Origin of the sequence: Ostreibacterium oceani, assembly GCF_009362845.1 — a bacterium.
GTDB lineage: Bacteria > Pseudomonadota > Gammaproteobacteria > Cardiobacteriales > Ostreibacteriaceae > Ostreibacterium > Ostreibacterium oceani.
Genome location: NZ_WHNW01000004.1, coordinates 1 through 19060, shown reverse-complemented (window position 1 = coordinate 19060; position 19060 = coordinate 1). Strand labels below are relative to the sequence as shown.

At 43.6% G+C, this 19060-nt stretch carries 15 protein-coding genes; 5 read left to right on the top strand and 10 right to left on the bottom strand.

Going from position 1 to position 19060, the window contains the following annotated elements:
- Positions 1 to 133 precede the first annotated feature (133 nt).
- The 7 genes from GCU85_RS04430 to GCU85_RS04400 all read right to left on the bottom strand — a co-directional run bounded on the left by GCU85_RS04430 (position 134) and on the right by GCU85_RS04400 (position 6943).
- The gene (locus GCU85_RS04430) at positions 134 to 967 is read right to left on the bottom strand and encodes an outer membrane protein assembly factor BamD (RefSeq protein WP_218110531.1); all 834 of its coding nucleotides are present in this window, start codon (positions 965 to 967) and stop codon (positions 134 to 136) included.
- 151 nt (positions 968 to 1118) lie between these two features.
- Entirely contained in the window at positions 1119 to 2336 is a 1218-nt protein-coding gene (gene nqrF, locus GCU85_RS04425) for an NADH:ubiquinone reductase (Na(+)-transporting) subunit F (RefSeq protein ID WP_152809780.1), read from the bottom strand.
- A 10-nt stretch (positions 2337 to 2346) separates the two neighbouring features.
- The gene (gene nqrE / locus GCU85_RS04420; RefSeq protein ID WP_152809778.1) at positions 2347 to 2958 is read right to left on the bottom strand and encodes an NADH:ubiquinone reductase (Na(+)-transporting) subunit E; all 612 of its coding nucleotides are present in this window, start codon (positions 2956 to 2958) and stop codon (positions 2347 to 2349) included.
- Between the two features lie 40 nt (positions 2959 to 2998).
- Positions 2999 to 3676, bottom strand: a complete 678-nt coding sequence (locus tag GCU85_RS04415) for an NADH:ubiquinone reductase (Na(+)-transporting) subunit D (RefSeq protein ID WP_152809775.1) — start codon at positions 3674 to 3676, stop codon at positions 2999 to 3001.
- 15 nt (positions 3677 to 3691) lie between these two features.
- Positions 3692 to 4459: a Na(+)-translocating NADH-quinone reductase subunit C gene (locus GCU85_RS04410; RefSeq protein ID WP_152809772.1), complete on the bottom strand. Its 768-nt coding sequence runs from the start codon at positions 4457 to 4459 to the stop codon at positions 3692 to 3694.
- Entirely contained in the window at positions 4446 to 5603 is a 1158-nt protein-coding gene (locus tag GCU85_RS04405; protein ID WP_152809770.1) for an NADH:ubiquinone reductase (Na(+)-transporting) subunit B, read from the bottom strand. The genes GCU85_RS04410 and GCU85_RS04405 overlap by 14 nt, the downstream gene beginning before the upstream one ends.
- Before the next feature lie 2 nt (positions 5604 to 5605).
- Entirely contained in the window at positions 5606 to 6943 is a 1338-nt protein-coding gene (locus tag GCU85_RS04400) for a Na(+)-translocating NADH-quinone reductase subunit A (protein WP_152809769.1), read from the bottom strand.
- A 403-nt stretch (positions 6944 to 7346) separates the two neighbouring features.
- On the opposite strand from GCU85_RS04400, the gene abc-f reads away from it, so the two are divergent.
- The gene (gene abc-f, locus GCU85_RS04395; RefSeq protein WP_152809767.1) at positions 7347 to 9293 is read left to right on the top strand and encodes a ribosomal protection-like ABC-F family protein; all 1947 of its coding nucleotides are present in this window, start codon (positions 7347 to 7349) and stop codon (positions 9291 to 9293) included.
- Positions 9294 to 10171: 878 nt separating this feature from the next.
- On the opposite strand, the gene GCU85_RS04390 is transcribed toward abc-f, so the two are convergent.
- Together GCU85_RS04390 and GCU85_RS04385 are read right to left on the bottom strand one after the other, a co-directional pair.
- Positions 10172 to 10675 carry a hypothetical protein gene (locus tag GCU85_RS04390; RefSeq protein WP_152809765.1) on the bottom strand — a complete coding sequence of 168 codons (504 nt, stop codon included), beginning with the start codon at positions 10673 to 10675 and terminating at the stop codon, positions 10172 to 10174.
- Between the two features lie 759 nt (positions 10676 to 11434).
- A complete protein-coding gene (locus GCU85_RS04385) occupies positions 11435 to 11866 on the bottom strand; it encodes a hypothetical protein (RefSeq protein WP_152809763.1) in 432 nt (143 codons plus the stop codon).
- A 250-nt stretch (positions 11867 to 12116) separates the two neighbouring features.
- Between GCU85_RS04385 and GCU85_RS04380 the strand changes: the two genes are divergently transcribed.
- The gene (locus GCU85_RS04380) at positions 12117 to 13097 is read left to right on the top strand and encodes an NAD-dependent epimerase/dehydratase family protein (protein ID WP_152809761.1); all 981 of its coding nucleotides are present in this window, start codon (positions 12117 to 12119) and stop codon (positions 13095 to 13097) included.
- Between the two features lie 161 nt (positions 13098 to 13258).
- On the opposite strand, the gene glnA is transcribed toward GCU85_RS04380, so the two are convergent.
- The gene (gene glnA / locus GCU85_RS04375) at positions 13259 to 14665 is read right to left on the bottom strand and encodes a type I glutamate--ammonia ligase (RefSeq protein ID WP_152809759.1); all 1407 of its coding nucleotides are present in this window, start codon (positions 14663 to 14665) and stop codon (positions 13259 to 13261) included.
- 354 nt (positions 14666 to 15019) lie between these two features.
- Here glnA and GCU85_RS04370 point away from each other — a divergent pair, with 354 nt between their 5' ends.
- The 3 genes from GCU85_RS04370 to GCU85_RS04360 all read left to right on the top strand — a co-directional run.
- On the top strand, positions 15020 to 16246 hold the full coding sequence (locus GCU85_RS04370; protein WP_152809757.1) for an MFS transporter: 1227 nt from the start codon (positions 15020 to 15022) through the stop codon (positions 16244 to 16246).
- Positions 16228 to 16743, top strand: coding sequence for a single-stranded DNA-binding protein (ssb, locus tag GCU85_RS04365; protein ID WP_152809755.1), 516 nt, complete (start codon positions 16228 to 16230; stop codon positions 16741 to 16743). The genes GCU85_RS04370 and ssb overlap by 19 nt, the downstream gene beginning before the upstream one ends.
- Before the next feature lie 698 nt (positions 16744 to 17441).
- Positions 17442 to 19060 (top strand): thrombospondin type 3 repeat-containing protein (locus GCU85_RS04360; protein ID WP_152809753.1); only part of this gene is annotated, 1619 nt, incomplete at its 3' end.

The window sequence follows — 19060 nt, the reverse complement described above, 5'->3', positions numbered from 1 at the left end:
CAGGCAAGGGCAAAAAAGTCAGCGCAATGATTAATTCAGCGCCGTTCAATGTAACCAACAGGACATCAGTCGCCTGTTGATTGACGCTCCAATTAAGCGCTTAATTTGGTGGTTAGTTGGGATTATTTGATTGTTAGTTGGTGCTTAAGGTTTGACGAATACTGCTAAAAAATCCCCTTTTTTTCTGCAAATCGCCCGTTAACAGATGCACCAGACGCTCGTTAGCTGTGATTTCATCGGGGAAATTTAGCGTCAACACTCGCATGGCATCGTCTGCCAAATCAGGCAAATTAAGTTCACGGTAAGCACGGACTTTAACACCTAGCGCAAGTGCTGCAGACGGGGTCGTTTGATAATTTTCCAGTACATATTTAGCGCGATTGACCGCCGCTAGATACGCCCCTCGGCGTAGATAGTATTCTGCGACATAAATTTCGTGCTCGGCATTAATGTTATTCAAAAATATCATGCGGAGTTGCGCATCTTCGCTGTATTTCCCTTCGGGGTTTTGCTCTACCAATGCTTGAAACGCTTCGAATGCTTTTTTCATCAATGCCTGATCGGACTGGGCAATATTGGTTGGGACTAATTTATCGATAATACCGACATCGCGCGAATAGCTGATAACCCCTTTCATATACCGTGCGTAATCGGCATAAGGACTAGTCGGATAGAGTTGCAAAAACTTATCGGCTTGGGCAATGGCTTGGTCAAATTCACGGTCTTTGTATTCGAGCTGGATTAAATCCAGCTGGGCTTGTTGGGCATAACGACCAAAGGGATAGCGCGCTAATAACTTACCATACAACTCACGTGCAGGCCGATACGAGCCACCGTCTAGGTTTTCTTTGGCCTCTGAATAGATGCGCTGCACCGACCAGCCTAGTGTTTTGTCCTCGGATACAGTGGAACACCCTGTCAAGCCTAGCATTGCCATCAGTGCCGCGAATACAAAAAACAATCTCATGTTATCCTCTTTAGTCATTTTATACTGACACGAAAAGCGCATCAGCCTATGCTGTCATTATCAATCATTATAATAAAAAGCGACGAAATAGGTAAATAAATTTATCCTACCGCCGCTTTGGGTATTTCAACTTTTTGTGGGATGGTTGTGTTTATCCACCAAAGTCATCTAGCATGATGTTTTCTTCTTCGACGCCTAAGTTTTGCAGCATATCGATACAAGACTTGTTCATCATCGGTGGTCCACACATATAAAACTCACAATCCTCTGGTGCGGGGTGGTCTTTTAGGTGATTTTCATAAACCACATTGTGGATAAATCCTGTATACCCCGTCCAGTTATCTTCGGGTAATGGATCTGAGAGTGCGACATGCCATTCAAAGTTGGGGAACTCTTCAGCTAGCGAATCAAAGTCTTCGACATAAAACATTTCTTTTAATGAACGCGCACCGTACCAAAAAGTCACTTTCCGATTGGTGTGAATTCGCTTTAACTGATCGAATATGTGCGAACGCATGGGGGCCATACCCGCGCCACCACCGATAAACACCATTTCATTGTCGGTGTCTTTGGCAAAAAACTCACCATAAGGACCTGAAATCATGACTTTATCGCCAGGTTTTAGATTAAAAATAAAGCTAGACATTTGCCCTGGTGGGATGCCTTCTGCGCCTGGTGGTGGTGAGGCAATTCGCACGTTAAGCATAATGATGCCTTCTTCTTCGGGGTAATTTGCCATCGAATACGCGCGAATAACTTTTTCCTTGACCACAGAACGGTTGTCAAACACCTTAAATTTATCCCAGTCTTCGCGGTATTCGGGTGCAATATCAAAATCTTTGTATTCAACTTCGTGTGGTGGACATTCTATCTGGATATAGCCACCAGCACGAAATGGAACCGTTTCGCCATCGGGGATTTTTAGCACCAATTCTTTGATAAATGTTGCCACGTTATCATTAGAGACGACCTCACATTCCCATTGTTTTGTGCCAAAGACTTCTTCTGGCACTTCGATTTTCATGTCCCGTTTGACCGAAACTTGGCAGGATAGGCGCTCGCCCTCACGTGCTTCGCGTTTATTGATGTGACTTTCCTCGGTCGGCAAAATAGAGCCGCCGCCTTCCGTTACTTTGCACCGACATTGCGCACAAGTACCACCGCCGCCACAAGCAGACGATAAGAAAATCCCTTCGCCAGCCAACGCACCGAGTAATTTACCGCCAGCAGGAACGGTGATGGTTTTTTCGCCATTGATATCAATGGTTACGTTGCCTGTGCTAACCAAGCTTTTTCTTGCAAGTAAAATCAACATTGTCAGCGCTAATACGATGACGATAAAAGCGAGTACTGCGTATAAAACGACCATGGTTAGGCTCCTATAACGAAATTCCAGAAAAAGACATAAACCCTAGTGACATGAGTCCCGTGATGATAAAGGTAATACCCAGTCCCTCTAGCCCTTTGGGAATGTCGGCATATTTTAGTTTTTCACGAACACCAGCCAACAACACGATGGCAAGCGCCCAGCCAATACCCGACCCCAGGCCAAACACCGTAGACTCTGCCAAATTATAATCACGCTCCACCATAAAAACCGTGCCGCCTAAAATCGCACAATTCACCGTAATCAAGGGCAAAAACACACCCAGCGCATTATAAAGTGAAGGGATATACTTATCCAAAAACATCTCTAAAATCTGTACCATCGCCGCGATAACACCGATAAACGCGACCAAACCGAGGTAAGAAATATCGATATCTAGCCCCAGCATTTTCCAAAATAAAGCTCCATCTTTGAGGAAAAAAGCGTAAATTAAATTATTGGCAGGTACCGTAATTGCTTGCACAACAATTACCGCGACGCCAAGACCAAAGGCCGTTTCTACTTTTTTAGAGACTGCCAAAAACGTACACATCCCCAAAAAGAAAGCCAAGGCCATATTCTCAATGAAAATGGCTCGAACAAATAGACTCAAATAATATTCCATCGTCTCTCTCCGCTAATTAATGCGCTAATTAATGCGCTAGTTAGTGCCCATGGGGGCTGTATAAGGGTTCTGCGGCACTTGCCTCTTGGAAATCACGCGCTTCGACCTGCTCTGTGCGGTAGCTGCGCAGTGCCCAAATCAACAAACCAATGATGAAAAAGGCAGAAGGTGGCAATAGCATCAAACCGTTAGGGACATACCAACCGCCATCACTGGCGTTCGGCAATACAGTCAGCCCAAACCACGTACCGCTGCCAATAATTTCACGGATAGTCGCAACGACGAGCAATAACGCCGAATAGCCCAAGCCATTACCCACACCATCAACGAATGATTCCATTGGTGGTGTATTCATCGCGACAGCTTCGGCGCGTCCCATCACGATGCAGTTAGTAATAATCAACGCGACAAAAACCGATAATTCTTTGGCAACCGCGGGAAAAAACGCACGCAAAATCTGGTCGACAATAATCACCAGCGAAGAAATAATCACCATCTGCACAATAATCCGAATACTATTCGGGATATAGTTGCGAATCGCCGATATCGCGAGGTTTGAGCACGCCAATACCGACGTCAGTGCAATACACATTAAAAATGCCGTTTGCATTTTTCCTGTTACCGCCAGTGCCGAGCAAATGCCTAGCACTTGTAATGCAATCGGGTTATTCGCAAGGATTGGATTTAATAAAGTTGCTTTTAAAGATGTTGTTGCCATAACTTACTCCACCGATTATTGCGTTAATTGTGTTAAAAATGGCTGATAACCATTTTCACCTAGCCAAAACGCGACCATGTTTTCTACCCCACGGCTAGTAATGGTTGCACCAGCGAGTGCATCGACTTGGTATTGCGCACGCTCAGGTTGATTACTGACACCACCTTTGACTAGCGAAATAGCAGGCTGTCCTTGGTTGTCGAACGCTTTTTTACCCACCCACGAGGCCTGCCAGTTTGCATTGGTAATTTCTGCCCCTAGGCCTGGGGTTTCTTTGTGGTTATAAAACGTAAGTCCGCGGATGGTTTCACCGTCTTTGTCGATTGCGATAAAGCCATACATGATACCCCACAGACCATAGCCATTGACAGGTAGGATGACTTTTTCTACCTGCTCACCTTCCATTAAGTAATAAATAATCGCGTATTCAGAAATCGTCTTAATCCCGGCAATATCTTTATCGCCTAGTACGATATTTTGATTCGGGTCTTTGGCAGCAGACAGCATATCATAGGTTTTGACGTCGACATCCTCAACCACTTCACCCGTACGAATATCAATGGCTTTGGAGACAAAGTTTTCATTAAATACCTGCTCAACATTCATGCCTGATTCATAAATACCCGCCGCCTTTAGGATATTTAGTTGTTTTTCGCGCGCGGCATTGCGTTCTTGGATTGGTTTTAGGCTAACCGCCGCAATAGAGACCAGTGTGGCGCAGACCACACTTAGCATGACGGCTACTTTTATAATAAACCCTGTGGCTTCTTTATTTCGTGCCATATCGCACCTCTCTTCGTTTGATGTTTGCTTTCATCACACCATAATCAATCAACGGTGCAAATAGGTTAGCAAAAATAATCGCTAGCATAATGCCTTCTGGAAAGGCAGGGTTGACCACGCGGATGAGCACGGTCATCACACCAATCAAGATACCAAATATCCACCGACCTTGGTTGGTGACAGCGGCCGTCACTGGGTCGGTCGCCATAAAAAACATACCAAAGGCAAACCCACCGAGGACAAAGTGCCAATGCGGCCCCATCGCAAACATGGCGTTAGTATCAGAACCAATCAGGTTAAATAGCAGTGCGGTGACCACCATACCGATAAACACCCCCGCCACGATTCGCCACGAGGCAATCCCCGTATAGAGCAAAAACGCACCGCCTAATAAAATCGCAAAAGTCGATACCTCACCGATAGAGCCTGGGATAAAGCCCAAAAATGCATCCATCCAAGTATAGCTATACTGGGTTAATGCTTCCATACCTTCGGCAGGCACAACGCCCAGCGGTGTTGCTTTGGTCACGCCGTCAACATTAACCCATACTTGGTCACCCGACATTTGTGCAGGGTACGCAAAATAAAGAAACGCTCGCCCGGCAAGGGCTGGGTTGACAAAATTGCGCCCAGTACCCCCGAAAATTTCCTTGGCAATGACGACACCAAATGAAATACCTAGCGCCACCTGCCACAAGGGCGTGGTTGGTGGCAATATCAGCGCGTACAAAATAGAGGTCACGAAAAACCCTTCGTTGATTTCGTGCTTTCGCACCGAGGCGAATAGCACTTCCCAAAATCCACCGACAATAAAGGCGGTTAAGTAAATCGGCAAAAATGAAAAAAAGAAGCCTTTGGAAAAGCTTGCGAGTATACCTGCGTCTATGCCTTGCGCCATATAGCCCTGTGCGCCAATCGAGTATGACCCCACAGCAATCGCAGGGAAAGTCGCCAGCCACACAAAAATCATAACACGCTTTAGATCTATCGCATCGCGCACGTGCGCCGAGCGTTGCGAGACATACCCAGGTGTATAAAAAATGGTCGCTACCGCCTCATAAAGCGCATAAAATTTAGTATATTTACCATCGCCAACAAAGTGATGTTCGATTCGCTCAAAAAAGTTTTGTTTTTTATCACTCATGATTAGCCTTCCACTTCGATTTTTTCGAGGTTTTCACGCAAAATTGCGCCATATTCATACTTAGACGGGCAAACAAACGTGCATAATGCGAGGTCTTCTTCGTCTAATTCTAGCACGCCTAAACGCTGTGCCGTTTCGGTATCTTTGACGATAATTGCTTTGAGCAGTAAAGTCGGCAAGATATCCAATGGCATGACCTTTTCATAGACACCAATAGGCACCATCGAGCGTGGTGAGCCGTTGGTCGTTGTGGTGAAGTTAAAGGCTTTTTTCACGATACCGCCAATAAAACTACGCGTTACTGTGAATTTATTACTGCCTGGGGTAATCCAGCCGAGGAACTCTTTTTTAGTGCCTTCTGCCAATAGCGACAATTGCAGCGCAAAACGACCTAAAAACTCAGTCCCATCAAACACATAACCACCCGAAAAAACACTACCATTAATCATACGAACGGACTCGCCTAGCGACTGATCAGCGGTTAGCTCTTTGATATTCGCACCCATGGTGGTTTCGACGATTTTGGGTCTGCTCGCGGCAGGGCCTGCCACCGAAATGATACGGGTCAAATCCAACTGCCCAGTTAAAAACAATCGCCCAATGGCAATGACGTCTTGGTAATGCAAGTGCCAGACGGTTTTTTTCGTATTCACTGGGTCTAACATATGAATATGCGTACCGACCAGCCCCGCTGGATGAACACCTGAAAATTCGGCGACTTCGACCTTGGCACTGCCTGCACCGATGGTGCTAGTCGCTGCTTTACACAAATAGGTTTTGCCTGAGGTGAGCTTACTCACTGCGACTAGGCCTGCTTCAAATGCCGCTGCGTTATCGCCGATGACTAGCTCTGGCGAGACGGCCAACGGATTCGTATCAATCGCGGTAACGAATAGGCTATTCGGCTCACTGCTTGGGTTCGGTGATTTGCTGTAAGGACGCGTTCTCAGTGCCGCCCACAAACCAGACTCGAGTAAGTTTTCAACAATCGCATCACGGGATAACCCTTCTATCGCAGCCACGTTATCGACTTGTAAAAACTGTACTGCGTCGTCGCCTTGGCGGTCAATCACGACAGACAGCAACCGCCGCCGTTCACCACGATTAATCGCAGACACCGTACCTGCTATCGGTGCGGTAAAAAACACGCCAGGATTTTTCTTATCCTCGAATAATTTTTGACCGCGCTTAACCGTATCACCTTCTTGGACCAACATGCTGGGTCGCATTCCGATGTATTCAGGTCCCAGCACCCCGACTTGTTGCGTAAAAACTTGCTCGACCGCCCCGGTTGCAGCACCTGCAATTGGCAAATCTAAGCCTTTTTTAATATTGAACATAGGTTACCTTGGGTATTCACATTGCATTGTTAACAAACGCAAACATCAAAAACGACGTTGCGAACCTAAAAACCAAACCAAATCAACCGCAAACAAAACCGCCGCTACGCAGGTAGATTTATTTGTGTCAGCACGCTGAAACCAAGCGTGTAAAATTTTGTCGTAATTTTAACATTTTTATGACAGAAAAATAAGCATCAATTGCGGTTTTTTTGCGTCTATAGCATCTCAATAAAATTTATCACCACATTCATCCTGATTAAAGCATCCTAATTAAAAAACACATCCTTCGCTAGATAAAGTTAGCAAAGCTGATACTATATAGCGACATATAGCGGCATATAACAACATATAGACGCACAACACGGCAACACGGCAACACAGGACTGAGGACAATTCATTTATGGCACTGGTCGATTTATTCGAAGCAAGCAAACAATACGATACCACTCCCCTACTTCACCAAGTCGATTTTCACTTGCACGAAGGGGATCGCGTCGCCATTATTGGCAAAAATGGTTGTGGCAAATCGACACTGATGAAAATGGTACACGGCACCCTCACATTAGACCATGGCAAACGCGTGGCAGATACGAATATCCAAATCGAAATGCTCAGCCAAATTCCGCGATTTGACGGGCAATTAACGGTACGCGAAGCGATTGAAAGCGAGCTCAGCGAGCTCAAGGCCGCTCAAACACGCTACCAAACACTGACCGCGCAACTGGCGGATGACTTTACTAACGAAGCCCTCAAAACCGCCCACGAACAAACCAGTAATTTTCTCGACCACCACAACGCATGGTCGTTGGATAACCGTGTCGAACAAGCGTTGGTCGCGTTTCGCCTAAAACATTACGAAAACAAGCCCGTGCAACAGTTATCAGGCGGTGAACAGCGCCGTGTCGCGCTGGCAGGGCTTATCCTCAAATCCCCCGATGTGCTGATTCTGGACGAACCAACTAACCACCTCGATGTACAAATGGTTCAATTTTTAGAAGAGACCATTCTAAACGGCCGCTACACAATTTTATTTGTCTCGCACGACCGCTATTTCATCGACAATATTGCCACCCAAATTGTCGAAATTGAAAACCAAAAACTGGTGTATTACAAAGGCGGTTATCGGGATTTCCTCGCCAGCAAAGAACAGCGAATCGCCACCCTAGAAAAACAACAGCATAATTTATCGCGTTTGTATCAGAATGAGCTCAGTTGGCTTAATCGTGGTGTCAAAGCACGGACTAAGCGCAATATGGGGCGCGTCAAACGCGTCAACGAACTCAAACAACAAGTCAATCAAAACCCCAATGCACTCAAACGGATGCGCTCGGAACTCATGCGTGAAAAAGCGCATTTTTCAGACAGCGACAAAAACCATAGTAAAAAAATATTTTTCGATGTCTATAATATTAATTATGCCATTGATGGTCGCCCACTGATTCGCCAATTCAAAACCAAAATCCTTGCCAAGCAACGCATCGCGATTGTCGGCCCCAATGGCGCGGGTAAATCAACGCTACTCAAATTACTAACCGGTAAAATCCAACCCGATTCAGGCACAATCAAACGCGCCGAATTTAATATCGGCTATTTCGACCAACAGCGCGAAGCACTCGATGAAAACAAAGACCTGATTTCAACATTTTGCCCAGGTGGCGGTGATCGCATCGAAGTACAGGGTAAAAACATGCACGTTTATGGCTATCTAAAGTTATTTAATTTTCCACAAGAAGACCTCACCAAACGCATCGGCATGCTATCAGGCGGTGAACGCAGTCGTGTTGCATTGGCGTTACTGTTTACCAAAAAAGTCGATTGCCTGATTATGGACGAGCCCACCAATGACTTGGACATTCAGACGATTAACATCCTAGAGGAAAAGCTAAACGCCTTTGACGGCGTGGTGATTTTCGTCAGCCACGACCGCTATTTTGTCGATAAAATCGCCCAAAAACTGTTTATTTTCAATACAGACGGCAGTATCGAAGAAAGCTATCAAAAATATTCAGAATACCTAGACATCGAGCAAACACTCAAAGAAATTGGCGAAGCAGAGAGCGAAATCAAACACGCCAAAACCAGCATGGAAAATACCGACAGTCGCTCAAAAACGACTGCGCAAAAGCTGACTTTCAAAGATAAACACGCCCTAGACAACCTACCGCATGAAATCGACCAGCTTGTCGAAAAAATTGCCATACTTAATCAATCGATTAATGAAAACGCCAGCGATGCTGAACAATTACAAGCACTCACGACGACACTCGCCGAATGCCAACAGTCACTAACAGACAAAGAAGAGCAATACCTCGCACTACTAGAACGCGCCGAGGCATTGCAATCGTAGCCAGCAACGAGCAACTTAATTAACAGCTTAATCAGCAAATTAATCAACAAGTTAATCAATGGCTTGCTCTATAAATTATTCTATAGCTTGATAGCCACCCAAGCATAACGGCAATGACTCGTGTTTATTATCGTGGCACAATGCGCACGTTAGCCAGTTAGGTTCGTTTATTTAATCTTAGGGTAAAGATAAACAAAACAATAAAATATGATGAAAACTAAAGCTAGAGTTATTCCTGTAGCTAATAATCCAAGCAAACTAAAAAAACCATAAACCGAAACTACCCTATACCAGAAATAAAGCAGGATAATACTTGGAAACAATATCCTAGGAGAAAGCCCAGCTAAGTCATTTACATAGATTTTATTTTTGCAAACATCACATTTAAACACAAAATGGTCATTCTCTAAACACGAAAGCCCTTTAAGCCAAGTAACCGATTTAATTATTTTTAAATGAGGTACGGAAGATTTACAAACGGGACATTTACGATTTAACATTAATTTTTCCTTTGCAAGCAGGATTCCCCTTTAAATAATCGACAATTTTATTCTCAACTAACATCAAAGTACCGTTTGATGCGACTAAATCCTTTCAACATAATCTACCCGTTGCTTAAACTGTATGTACAGCCAAAACTTCCTTGTCTATTTAGAACAATAGGATTGTTGGTGCATATAGCAACAATCCCCGCCAAATGAAAAGTGGAGCGGGCCCGCCTACGCTTTAAAGATACAATGCATTGTTTTTTATAACTATATATTTTTTAATAGTAATATCTAGCGCTATATCTAGTCAAAAACGCTACGCTTGGCTTTAATTGCTTTCTTATTTTTATTTTGTGCAACGTCATTGAAATACCTTTTTAGCCACGCAAACTATTCTTTCCACGCAAACCACCTTTTCCAAAAGGTTTTCGTTTCTTGCTTATGTTCGGCAACGCAATGCTCAATAAGACTATCGAGCGCTCTAAGTATTTCCTCTAATAAGTGTTGATTCTCAAAGTGAGTATCGCCAGATATCCCAGGGGGAAATTCATAGCCATACATCTCGAGAATACCGCTAAGATAGTCAACATAATTTCCATGCGCACCTACAAATTTATCATAAAGTTCCTTGTCCTTCTCATTTCCAGCTAGTCGTAATAAAAATTTCACCTCGGATTCCCAAGACGTGTGTTTATTCATATCCAATTTGGACATATAGCATAAATGCTCACGAAGCGAAAAATAAAAATCATTATACTCAAAAATCTTATCATATAACTGAAAGCGTATTTCTAGCCTTCTTTCTAATCGCTTTGATTCAATATGAAGCCATGGGCTTATGACTAATGCCACGATAGACACTAAAAGCACACCAGCCGTAATCCAGTCAATCATGCCAATATCCTATTTTTTTCAATTATTAAATATTAAACTACTCACAACATAATAAATTAAATACATATTTATTGTGGCAGTGCGCCAATGTAGGCCGATGTAATTTTTCCTAACCATCATATCGGATACATTGATACAAAGCAATCTGTTACTATCTATTCCTATCTATCGGATTTAATATCCAATCTGATGACATCCAATGACTGGTCTTAACCGTCAGCGATAATTAGGCGAAATAAAAAGGCATGAGAATTTTACTGCTTGTCCATTGCTATCTCTGTATTCAAAGACAGGCACTTGACCCTTATGCCCGCTATAAAAGTCAACAACCGTTCCCTCCGCCGTAGAACCATAACTTAATAAAAGAACTGTATCGGCGAAACTTTTTAGGGCAAATAAAAGGAATATCAAGGTAATTATTTTATAGCCACACGGGGGCTTCACCTTAGTGTTTATTCTAACTTTTCTTATTATAACATTGGCTTGCGATTTTTAACTATACCTTATTTTAGAGCCAAATTCGACCATTTGCGCGTTTCAGATTGAGTATAAGTAACTAAATTAAAATCATTAGATTTAATTATAACTTTCGCATAGCCAATCTTTTACCTATTGCGTTTATCTATTGCTTTTGCTGGTGTATTGCTACGTCAATGCAATGCGTAAGTCGTTTCAGGCAGGATAATTATGCCTAAATTGTCGGTTTAGGATAAAAATATCATCACGGGTAAGGCTCGCGAGCTGGGTCTCGGATTCGCCTTATCCATTGTTTAATAAGGTAATCAATTCGTCAACCGCTGATTTTGCCTTGAGTAGATGGCTGGGGTTTGGTTCGCCCGCTGGGCGTTTGTTTAAATTTTCCTCGTTAACATACAGGTATTCCTGTGCCATTAATCCTAAGTGCTGACTAGTATCTTCTAAAATACGCAACCCTTCTGCTGCAAGCAGCGCTTGAGCCGACTTGTCACCGCCATGCGCCTTGTTAACCCACATAAATAGGGCCTCGATTTCTTCGTGTGTATTGACAACTTCGAATTGCTCAATATGCTCAGAAACCACCTGCGTTAGCGCTGCTAACAAGGTTTTCATTGGCGTATTCATGGGATTGGCTGGGTTATTCTCTGGTTGCGCGGTCTCTCCTGAGGGGGCCTCTGTAGATTCTGATGTAGATTCTGATGTAGATTTTGGCATGATTGACCTCTTGTTGGTTTTAAATGGTTATCATCATGTCCTATGATAACACAAATCGTTCAATTATTTCAATTCGTTGGGATTTCAATCCTAAAAATCAGCGCATTCATCAAAGGGCTGCCAAAAGACTGCCAAAGGGCTGCGTTAGCGGATGTCGTTAGCGGATGTCGTTAGCGGATAGCTTTAGTAGCTTGCGTTAGTTCAGAATCCAATATAGACTGACCGACGAACGAATGGTAAACCACCGCATATGACAGTTAACGACATTAAATCACAAACAGGTACAGCGTCATCAAATAGCCACGAGGTCTTAATTACTGGCATAACGGGGCGGACTGGTGCTTGGTTTTTACGGCGATTAACCCAAGAAAAAGCACACCTTGGGGAAATGACATTTCGTGCCATTGTCCGAAACCACGCCGATAGACGGTTAATTGAAGAAAGCGGATTACCCATCGCCATCTCAGTCGGTGATTTACAGGATGATCAATTTATTCATCAAGCCATGAAACAAGCATCGACTGTTTTGCATATTGCAGGCATTCACACCTCCATTAACGTGGTCAAAGCAGCGGTTAACAGCCCAGTTAAGCGACTGATTTTGGTCCATACGACGGGCATCTACTCCAATTACAAATCTGCAAGCGCCGACTACATTGCCATAGAGAATCAAGTCAAGGCGCTCATTGCCAATCGAAATATCGATATCACCATTTTGCAGCCGACCATGATTTATGGCAGCCCTTCGGACAACAATGTCATTATTTTCATCAAAATGGTCGATAAATTACGCTTTTTCCCCGTGGTTAATCAAGCCAAATACGCTTTACAACCCGTCCATCAACAGGATCTGGGTGATGCCTATTATCAAGTACTTATCAATCCAGCAACCACTTGTAATAAAACCTACATCCTATCAGGCAAAGCCCCTATCCGACTCATTGACATGCTAACACTCATGGCGACCTATTTAGAAAAGCAAACGGTCTTTTTTTCGGTCCCTTTTCCAGTCGCCTACTGTGGTGCTTGCGCTGTTTTTGCGCTAACGCTTGGCAAAGTTGACTATCGTGAACGCGTGCAACGCTTAGTCGAGCCTAGGGCGTTCCCGCACGATGAGGCGGCACGGGATTTTGGCTACTCACCGATGGATTTTGCGACAGGCATCAAAGCAGAGATTAGTGCTTATCAATCACAGAAATCACAGAAATCACAGAAATCACAGAAGTTGTAACACGCACAGAAAAATAAACAATAGCCAAAAATAGCAGACAACACCCGTGCGTTTTTAATCAAAAAAAAAGCCCACCGCAACGCGCAGTGGGCTTTTATCGTTATCACGATTGTTTTTTTATGGCGTGATAAGCTTATATCGCGCCATAAACTTATATCGCGTTATAAACTATAATACATCTCAAATTCAATCGGATGCGTTGCCATACGATAGCGCGTGACTTCCTCTTGCTTAAGCGCGAGATAACCATCGATTAAATCATTAGAAAAGACATCGCCTTTGAGCAAAAACTCACGGTCATTGTCGAGTGCCTCTAACGCAGATTCTAGCGAATAAGCCACGTGTGGGATATCAGCCAATTCCTCAGAAGGCAAGTCATACAAGTCTTTGTCCATCGCATCGCCTGGATGGATTTTATTTTGAATACCATCAAGACCCGCCATCAACATCGCGGAAAACGCCAAGTACGGGTTTGCTGTCGAATCAGGGAATCGCACTTCAATACGACGTGCTTTGGGGTTTGCAATGTATGGAATGCGGATTGATGCAGAACGATTCTTTGCCGAATACGCGAGCACCACAGGGGCTTCAAACCCTGGCACCAATCGCTTATAACTATTGGTCGAGGGGTTTGTAAAGGCATTAATCGCACGCGCGTGTTTAATAATCCCGCCCACGTAGTATAACGCCATTTCAGACAACCCACCATAAGCCTCGCCTGTGAATAAATTCACACCGTCTTTGGCAAGTGATTGATGCACGTGCATCCCTGAGCCGTTATCACCGACGATGGGTTTTGGCATAAACGTTGCCGTTTTGTTAAAGTCATGCGCCACATTATGAATAACGTATTTGAGCTTTTGTACTTCGTCGGCTTTTTTAACCAATGTGTTAAACGCAACCCCAATCTCACACTGGCCGCCTGTCGATACTTCGTGGTGATGCACTTCGACTTTAAGCCCGACTTCTTGTAGCACATTGCACATTTCTGAACGCACGTTATGCAAGTGATCGACGGGTGGCACGGGTAAATATCCGCCTTTTAAAAACGGTCTATGCCCCATATTGCCGTCTTCGTATTCGGTTGCTGAGTTATTGAGGCCTTCTTCGGAATCAATTTCATACCCAGCGCCAAACATGTCATTTCTAAAACGCACATCATCAAACACAAAAAATTCATTTTCTGGCCCAAAAAACGCCGTATCCGCAATCCCTGTCGAGCGTAAGTAAGCCTCTGCACGCTGTGCAACCGTACGTGGGTCACGTCCATAGCCTTGCAGGGTCGATGGCTCGATAATGCCACAGGTAATATTGATGGTTTTGTCGGTAAAAAATGGGTCGATATAGGCCGTCTCAGGATCAGGCATTAAGACCATATCGGATTCATTGATTGATTTCCACCCAGCAATTGATGAGCCATCAAACATTTTGCCATTTTCAAAAAATTCTTCGTCTAATTCGCTGACAGGCAAGGTAAAATGATGTTCTTTGCCTTTGGTATCCGTAAAACGCAAATCCGCGTATTTAATCTCTTCGGCTTTGATTTTTTCGATGAGTTCAGTTGACATAGTTTCCTCGTGAGTTTGGGGTGATTAAGGGTGATTATAAAAAACAATCACAAAAAGCAATTACAAAAAACAATGACACAAACAGTGACAAAAGCAATTTAAGCGCATCAGTATTCGCCAAGCGAACCCAAGCGAACCACTTAAATTTCAAGTAATAGCTTACCCTACTCTAGATAAATAACACGTACGCTTTACCGCTTAATAATCAAATTATTATTATCAACTTATAAACCATAGGTAATTAACTATCGATAACCGTTTGTTATTTTAAATTTTCACACAAGTTTTTATTTTTTAAGTCAAACAGCGTACAATAAGCAACCATAAAATAACCATAAAATAAGCAACCCCCTCATGACCTCACCCATGACCGCCCCCATGAACATACCCATGAACACACCCATGACCACAGTTGAAAAGAAAATCACGCTGATTCTCGCGAGCATCTACGCCACGCGAATGCTCGGGCTATTTTTGATTTTCCCTACTTTTTCGCTATTAGCGACAGATTTGACGCACAGCACGCCGTTTAAAATCGGGTTAGCACTCGGCATTTATAGCCTCGCACAAGCGGCCTTACAAATCCCTGCGGGTATACTATCAGACATTATCGGGCGTAAAAAAGTCCTCTACATTGGGCTTAGTTTATTTTTGCTTGGCAGTCTGTTGGCCACCATGACCGATGATATTCATTGGTTAATTTTCGCGCGCTTTATCCAAGGCACAGGCGCTGTTTCTGCTGTTTGTCTTGCTTATGTCGCTGATGGCATTCGTGGTCAGCATCACGGCAAAGCCATGGCGGTGATTGGTATTTTTATTGCTTTATCATTTGTTGCCTCGTTTGTGCTAGGCACACTGATTAGCGCCCAGTGGGGGCTACAAGGGTTATTTGTCTTAACCAGCGTGTTGGCGGCGCTGGCACTCTTTTTTGCCTACCGCCTACCAATACCATCACAAACGCTGACCGTATTTAAACTCACTGATTTTGCCAAAGTCATTACGCACAAAGCCGCTTGGTTTGTTAATTTACAAATCGCCATGCTGCATTTGGTACTTGCCAGTAGTTTTTTCCTGATTCCGCTGTTACTGACCCAGCACTTAGCAGGCGTTAATTTTATTTTGCTTTATGTCCCTGGACTGATTGTGGCCTTTGCGCTGGTCATGCCCGTTATTGCCAAACAAAAAAGCCAAGTCGCCAAACGCCTACCACTGATGTGGGCGATTTTGGGTAGTGGTTTTTTATTATTTGCCAGTGGCATGGGATTTCACTCGATTGTATGGTTTAGCGTTAGTTTGACGGTGTTCTTTTTTGCGTTTACGTTTATTGAAGCGTCCTTGCCGACGCGATTATTTCAATTAGTCAGCAACACCTCGCGCGGTGCGAGCAGTGGTGTCTATGCCGTTTACCAATTTGTTGGTAACTTTTTAGGCGGGATTCTCGGCGCAAGTCTCTATACGAAATTTGACACAAGTGGTACAATTAACCATGGATTTTACTTATTAGCAGGCATCGCATTATTATTCGCGGTGACCACATACATGATGAAAAACAAAGAGGCAACATGGCAAGCAGAGGCGTAAACAAAGCAATAATCGTAGGTAACTTAGGCAATGATCCTGAAATGCGGTACATGCCTAACGGCACGGCAGTCACCACCCTATCAGTGGCGACCAGTGAGACGTGGACAGACAAAAACACAGGACAGCCACAGGAGCGCACCGAGTGGCACCGTATCGAGGCGTTTGGCAAACTCGCTGAAATCATGGGGCAGTATCTACGCAAGGGTTCGCAGGTGTATATCGAGGGGTCAATCCGCACCGACAAATACACGGATAATCAAGGCGTAGAGAAATACAGCACCAAAATCCGTGCTGACCAAATGCAGATGCTGGGCGGTAAACAAGGTGGTGGCCAGGGCGGCACTTCTGACTTTGGCGATAGTCCAGCGCGCAGTAACCCTAACCAAAACAACCAAAACCCATCAGCAAGCCCATCCGCGAATCCATCGTCTGGCGCACAAAAAAACTTTGAAAAGCCCCAGCTGGATGATGATTTTGCTGACGATATTCCATTTTAATACCCCACGAATATCGCACCGAATATTTCGTCGATAGGCTGCTGTTGACAGGTTATTGCGTTGACAGGTTATTGTACTGACAAATGCGCTGACAAAAAATCCCTCAGCACTAACTTAACAACATCTAAACCACCATTTAAATGCACCATTTAAACGCACCCTCCACACGGGTGCTTTTTTTATATCGACACCAAACACCAAACACCGAACGGCTAACACCACTCATTCCCACCACTCATCCCCACCACTGACATTGAGCCACCACTGACATTGAAATTCCCTCAAGCCTCATACCAATAATTCCCCAATAATTTCCCAATAATTCCCTTACCTGCATTTATCCGAATTTACCCGTATTTACCCGTATTTACCCGTATTTACCCGTAGTTACCACCAATCATCACCAGCTACCGCCAACCGCTTAATCGTCACTGGGCTATTTTTTTCATTACTTGCGATTTTTTTGCGAATTATTCATACAAAAATACCTTATTTTTTTAAAAAATAAACCATAAAAAATCAAGCTAAATTTTAAATAATAAATTAATTAACAGTTAGTTATCGTAAAATAAAGCGCTTCCAAACCAAAAGCAGTATAAAAATTAAAATCTCATCTATTGATTAAGACTTAATCTTATTATATTATCTTTAAGTAATACCTAGTATTAAGAGTAAAATAAAAAGACACGGAGAAAGACATGAAACACAAAACACTTAACCAATGGAAATATTGGAAACTTGGCTTCCTAATCACAACTGCTGCTTTAGGACAGGGGCTGGCACTTGCACAAGCTCCGGGCAATGTAACGGGTAATCTAGCTTTATGGCTCAAAGCTGACTCAGAAATAACTACCAATGTTAGCAATGAGGTAACTATTTGGGGAGATCAATCTGGAAATAGCTTTGATGCCTTAGCTACTTATAATAATACTGATAATAATTTCACAACGATTACTCAGCCAACATTATTACCTAATAATTTTAATTTCAATCCTGCACTAGATTTTGAATCAGATACAGATGCTTTATGGAGCGAAGATTTTTCTACAGCTTTAAATGATACTTTTATCGAGCAATTTTTCGCTCAAAAAGAAATTGTTACTTCAGGGAAAGTAATTTCCTTTGATAGGTCTTCTACTGGATCAGATCGTACTAAAATATTTGATTATGGTATTTTTAACTCAGATTTTTATCAAACAAGAATAGATAATAATACAGCGCCTAAGTATTCATATGGTTCTGGACCTTCTAATGGAGTGATAAGGAGTGTGTACACAGGTAAAGCTACAGCTGCACCTCCAGCAGCAGTGGATGCAACGGTAACTGCTGTTAATAATGGAGTAAGTATTGCACCTTCAGCACCTGTATTTGGCAATTTTACTGGGACAAGGCGATATGCAGTTGGGTATACAGATATTGGAGCAAAAGATGAAGGATTTGTAGGAAAAGTATCTGAGTTGATTACCTACAACAGAGTGCTAACAGCAGTAGAACGATCTCGGGTTAACTCTTATTTAGCGATAAAATATGGAGTCACGCTAGATCAAGCTTCTGGTCAAAATTATGTAGCAAGTGATGGCACAACCTTGATGTGGGATGCGTCAGTTAATACAACGTACAACAAAGATATTTTTGGTATCGGTAGAGATAACGACTCGGATTTACATCAAAAAGTTTCACGCTCTCAAAACGCAGACGATGTGCTTATTGTCGCTACCACCAATAATTTCACCTTGCCTAATGACGATGCCTCAAGAACAGACATCGCCAGTGATTTAAGCTTTGCGACCTTTGCTAATAACAACGGCGCAACGAGCAGTGTGAAAACAGAATTACCAACTGATATCACCGCACCGCAAATCAATGCGCGTATTGCCCGAGAATGGCAGGTGCAGCTGGAAAACTTCACCCAGCCGGTGAATTTTAAATTTGATGGCTTTGCTTCGAACGCTTCAGCTACCTACTACTTAGTAAAAGATAGTGATGGTGATTTCAGCACAGGTTCGGTACGAGTAGGCGCCTTAAATGCCAATGGTGAAATAGCCAATATTACTTTGGCTGACGGAGAATTTATTACGTTGATGTTAGTTAACGACAGCGACGGTGATGGGGTTTCCAATGATGTTGAAGTCGCCAACGGCACATCAACAACCAATGCGTGTGACCCAATGCAAGCTCCAGGCTATACGAGTTATGATGCAAGCAATGCCACGTGGGCAGCCGCAGACTGTGATGGCGACGGTGTCACCAACGGCGATGAAGCCATCAATGGTACTGATCCTTACAGCAATACAGATAGCGATGGTGATGGCATCCC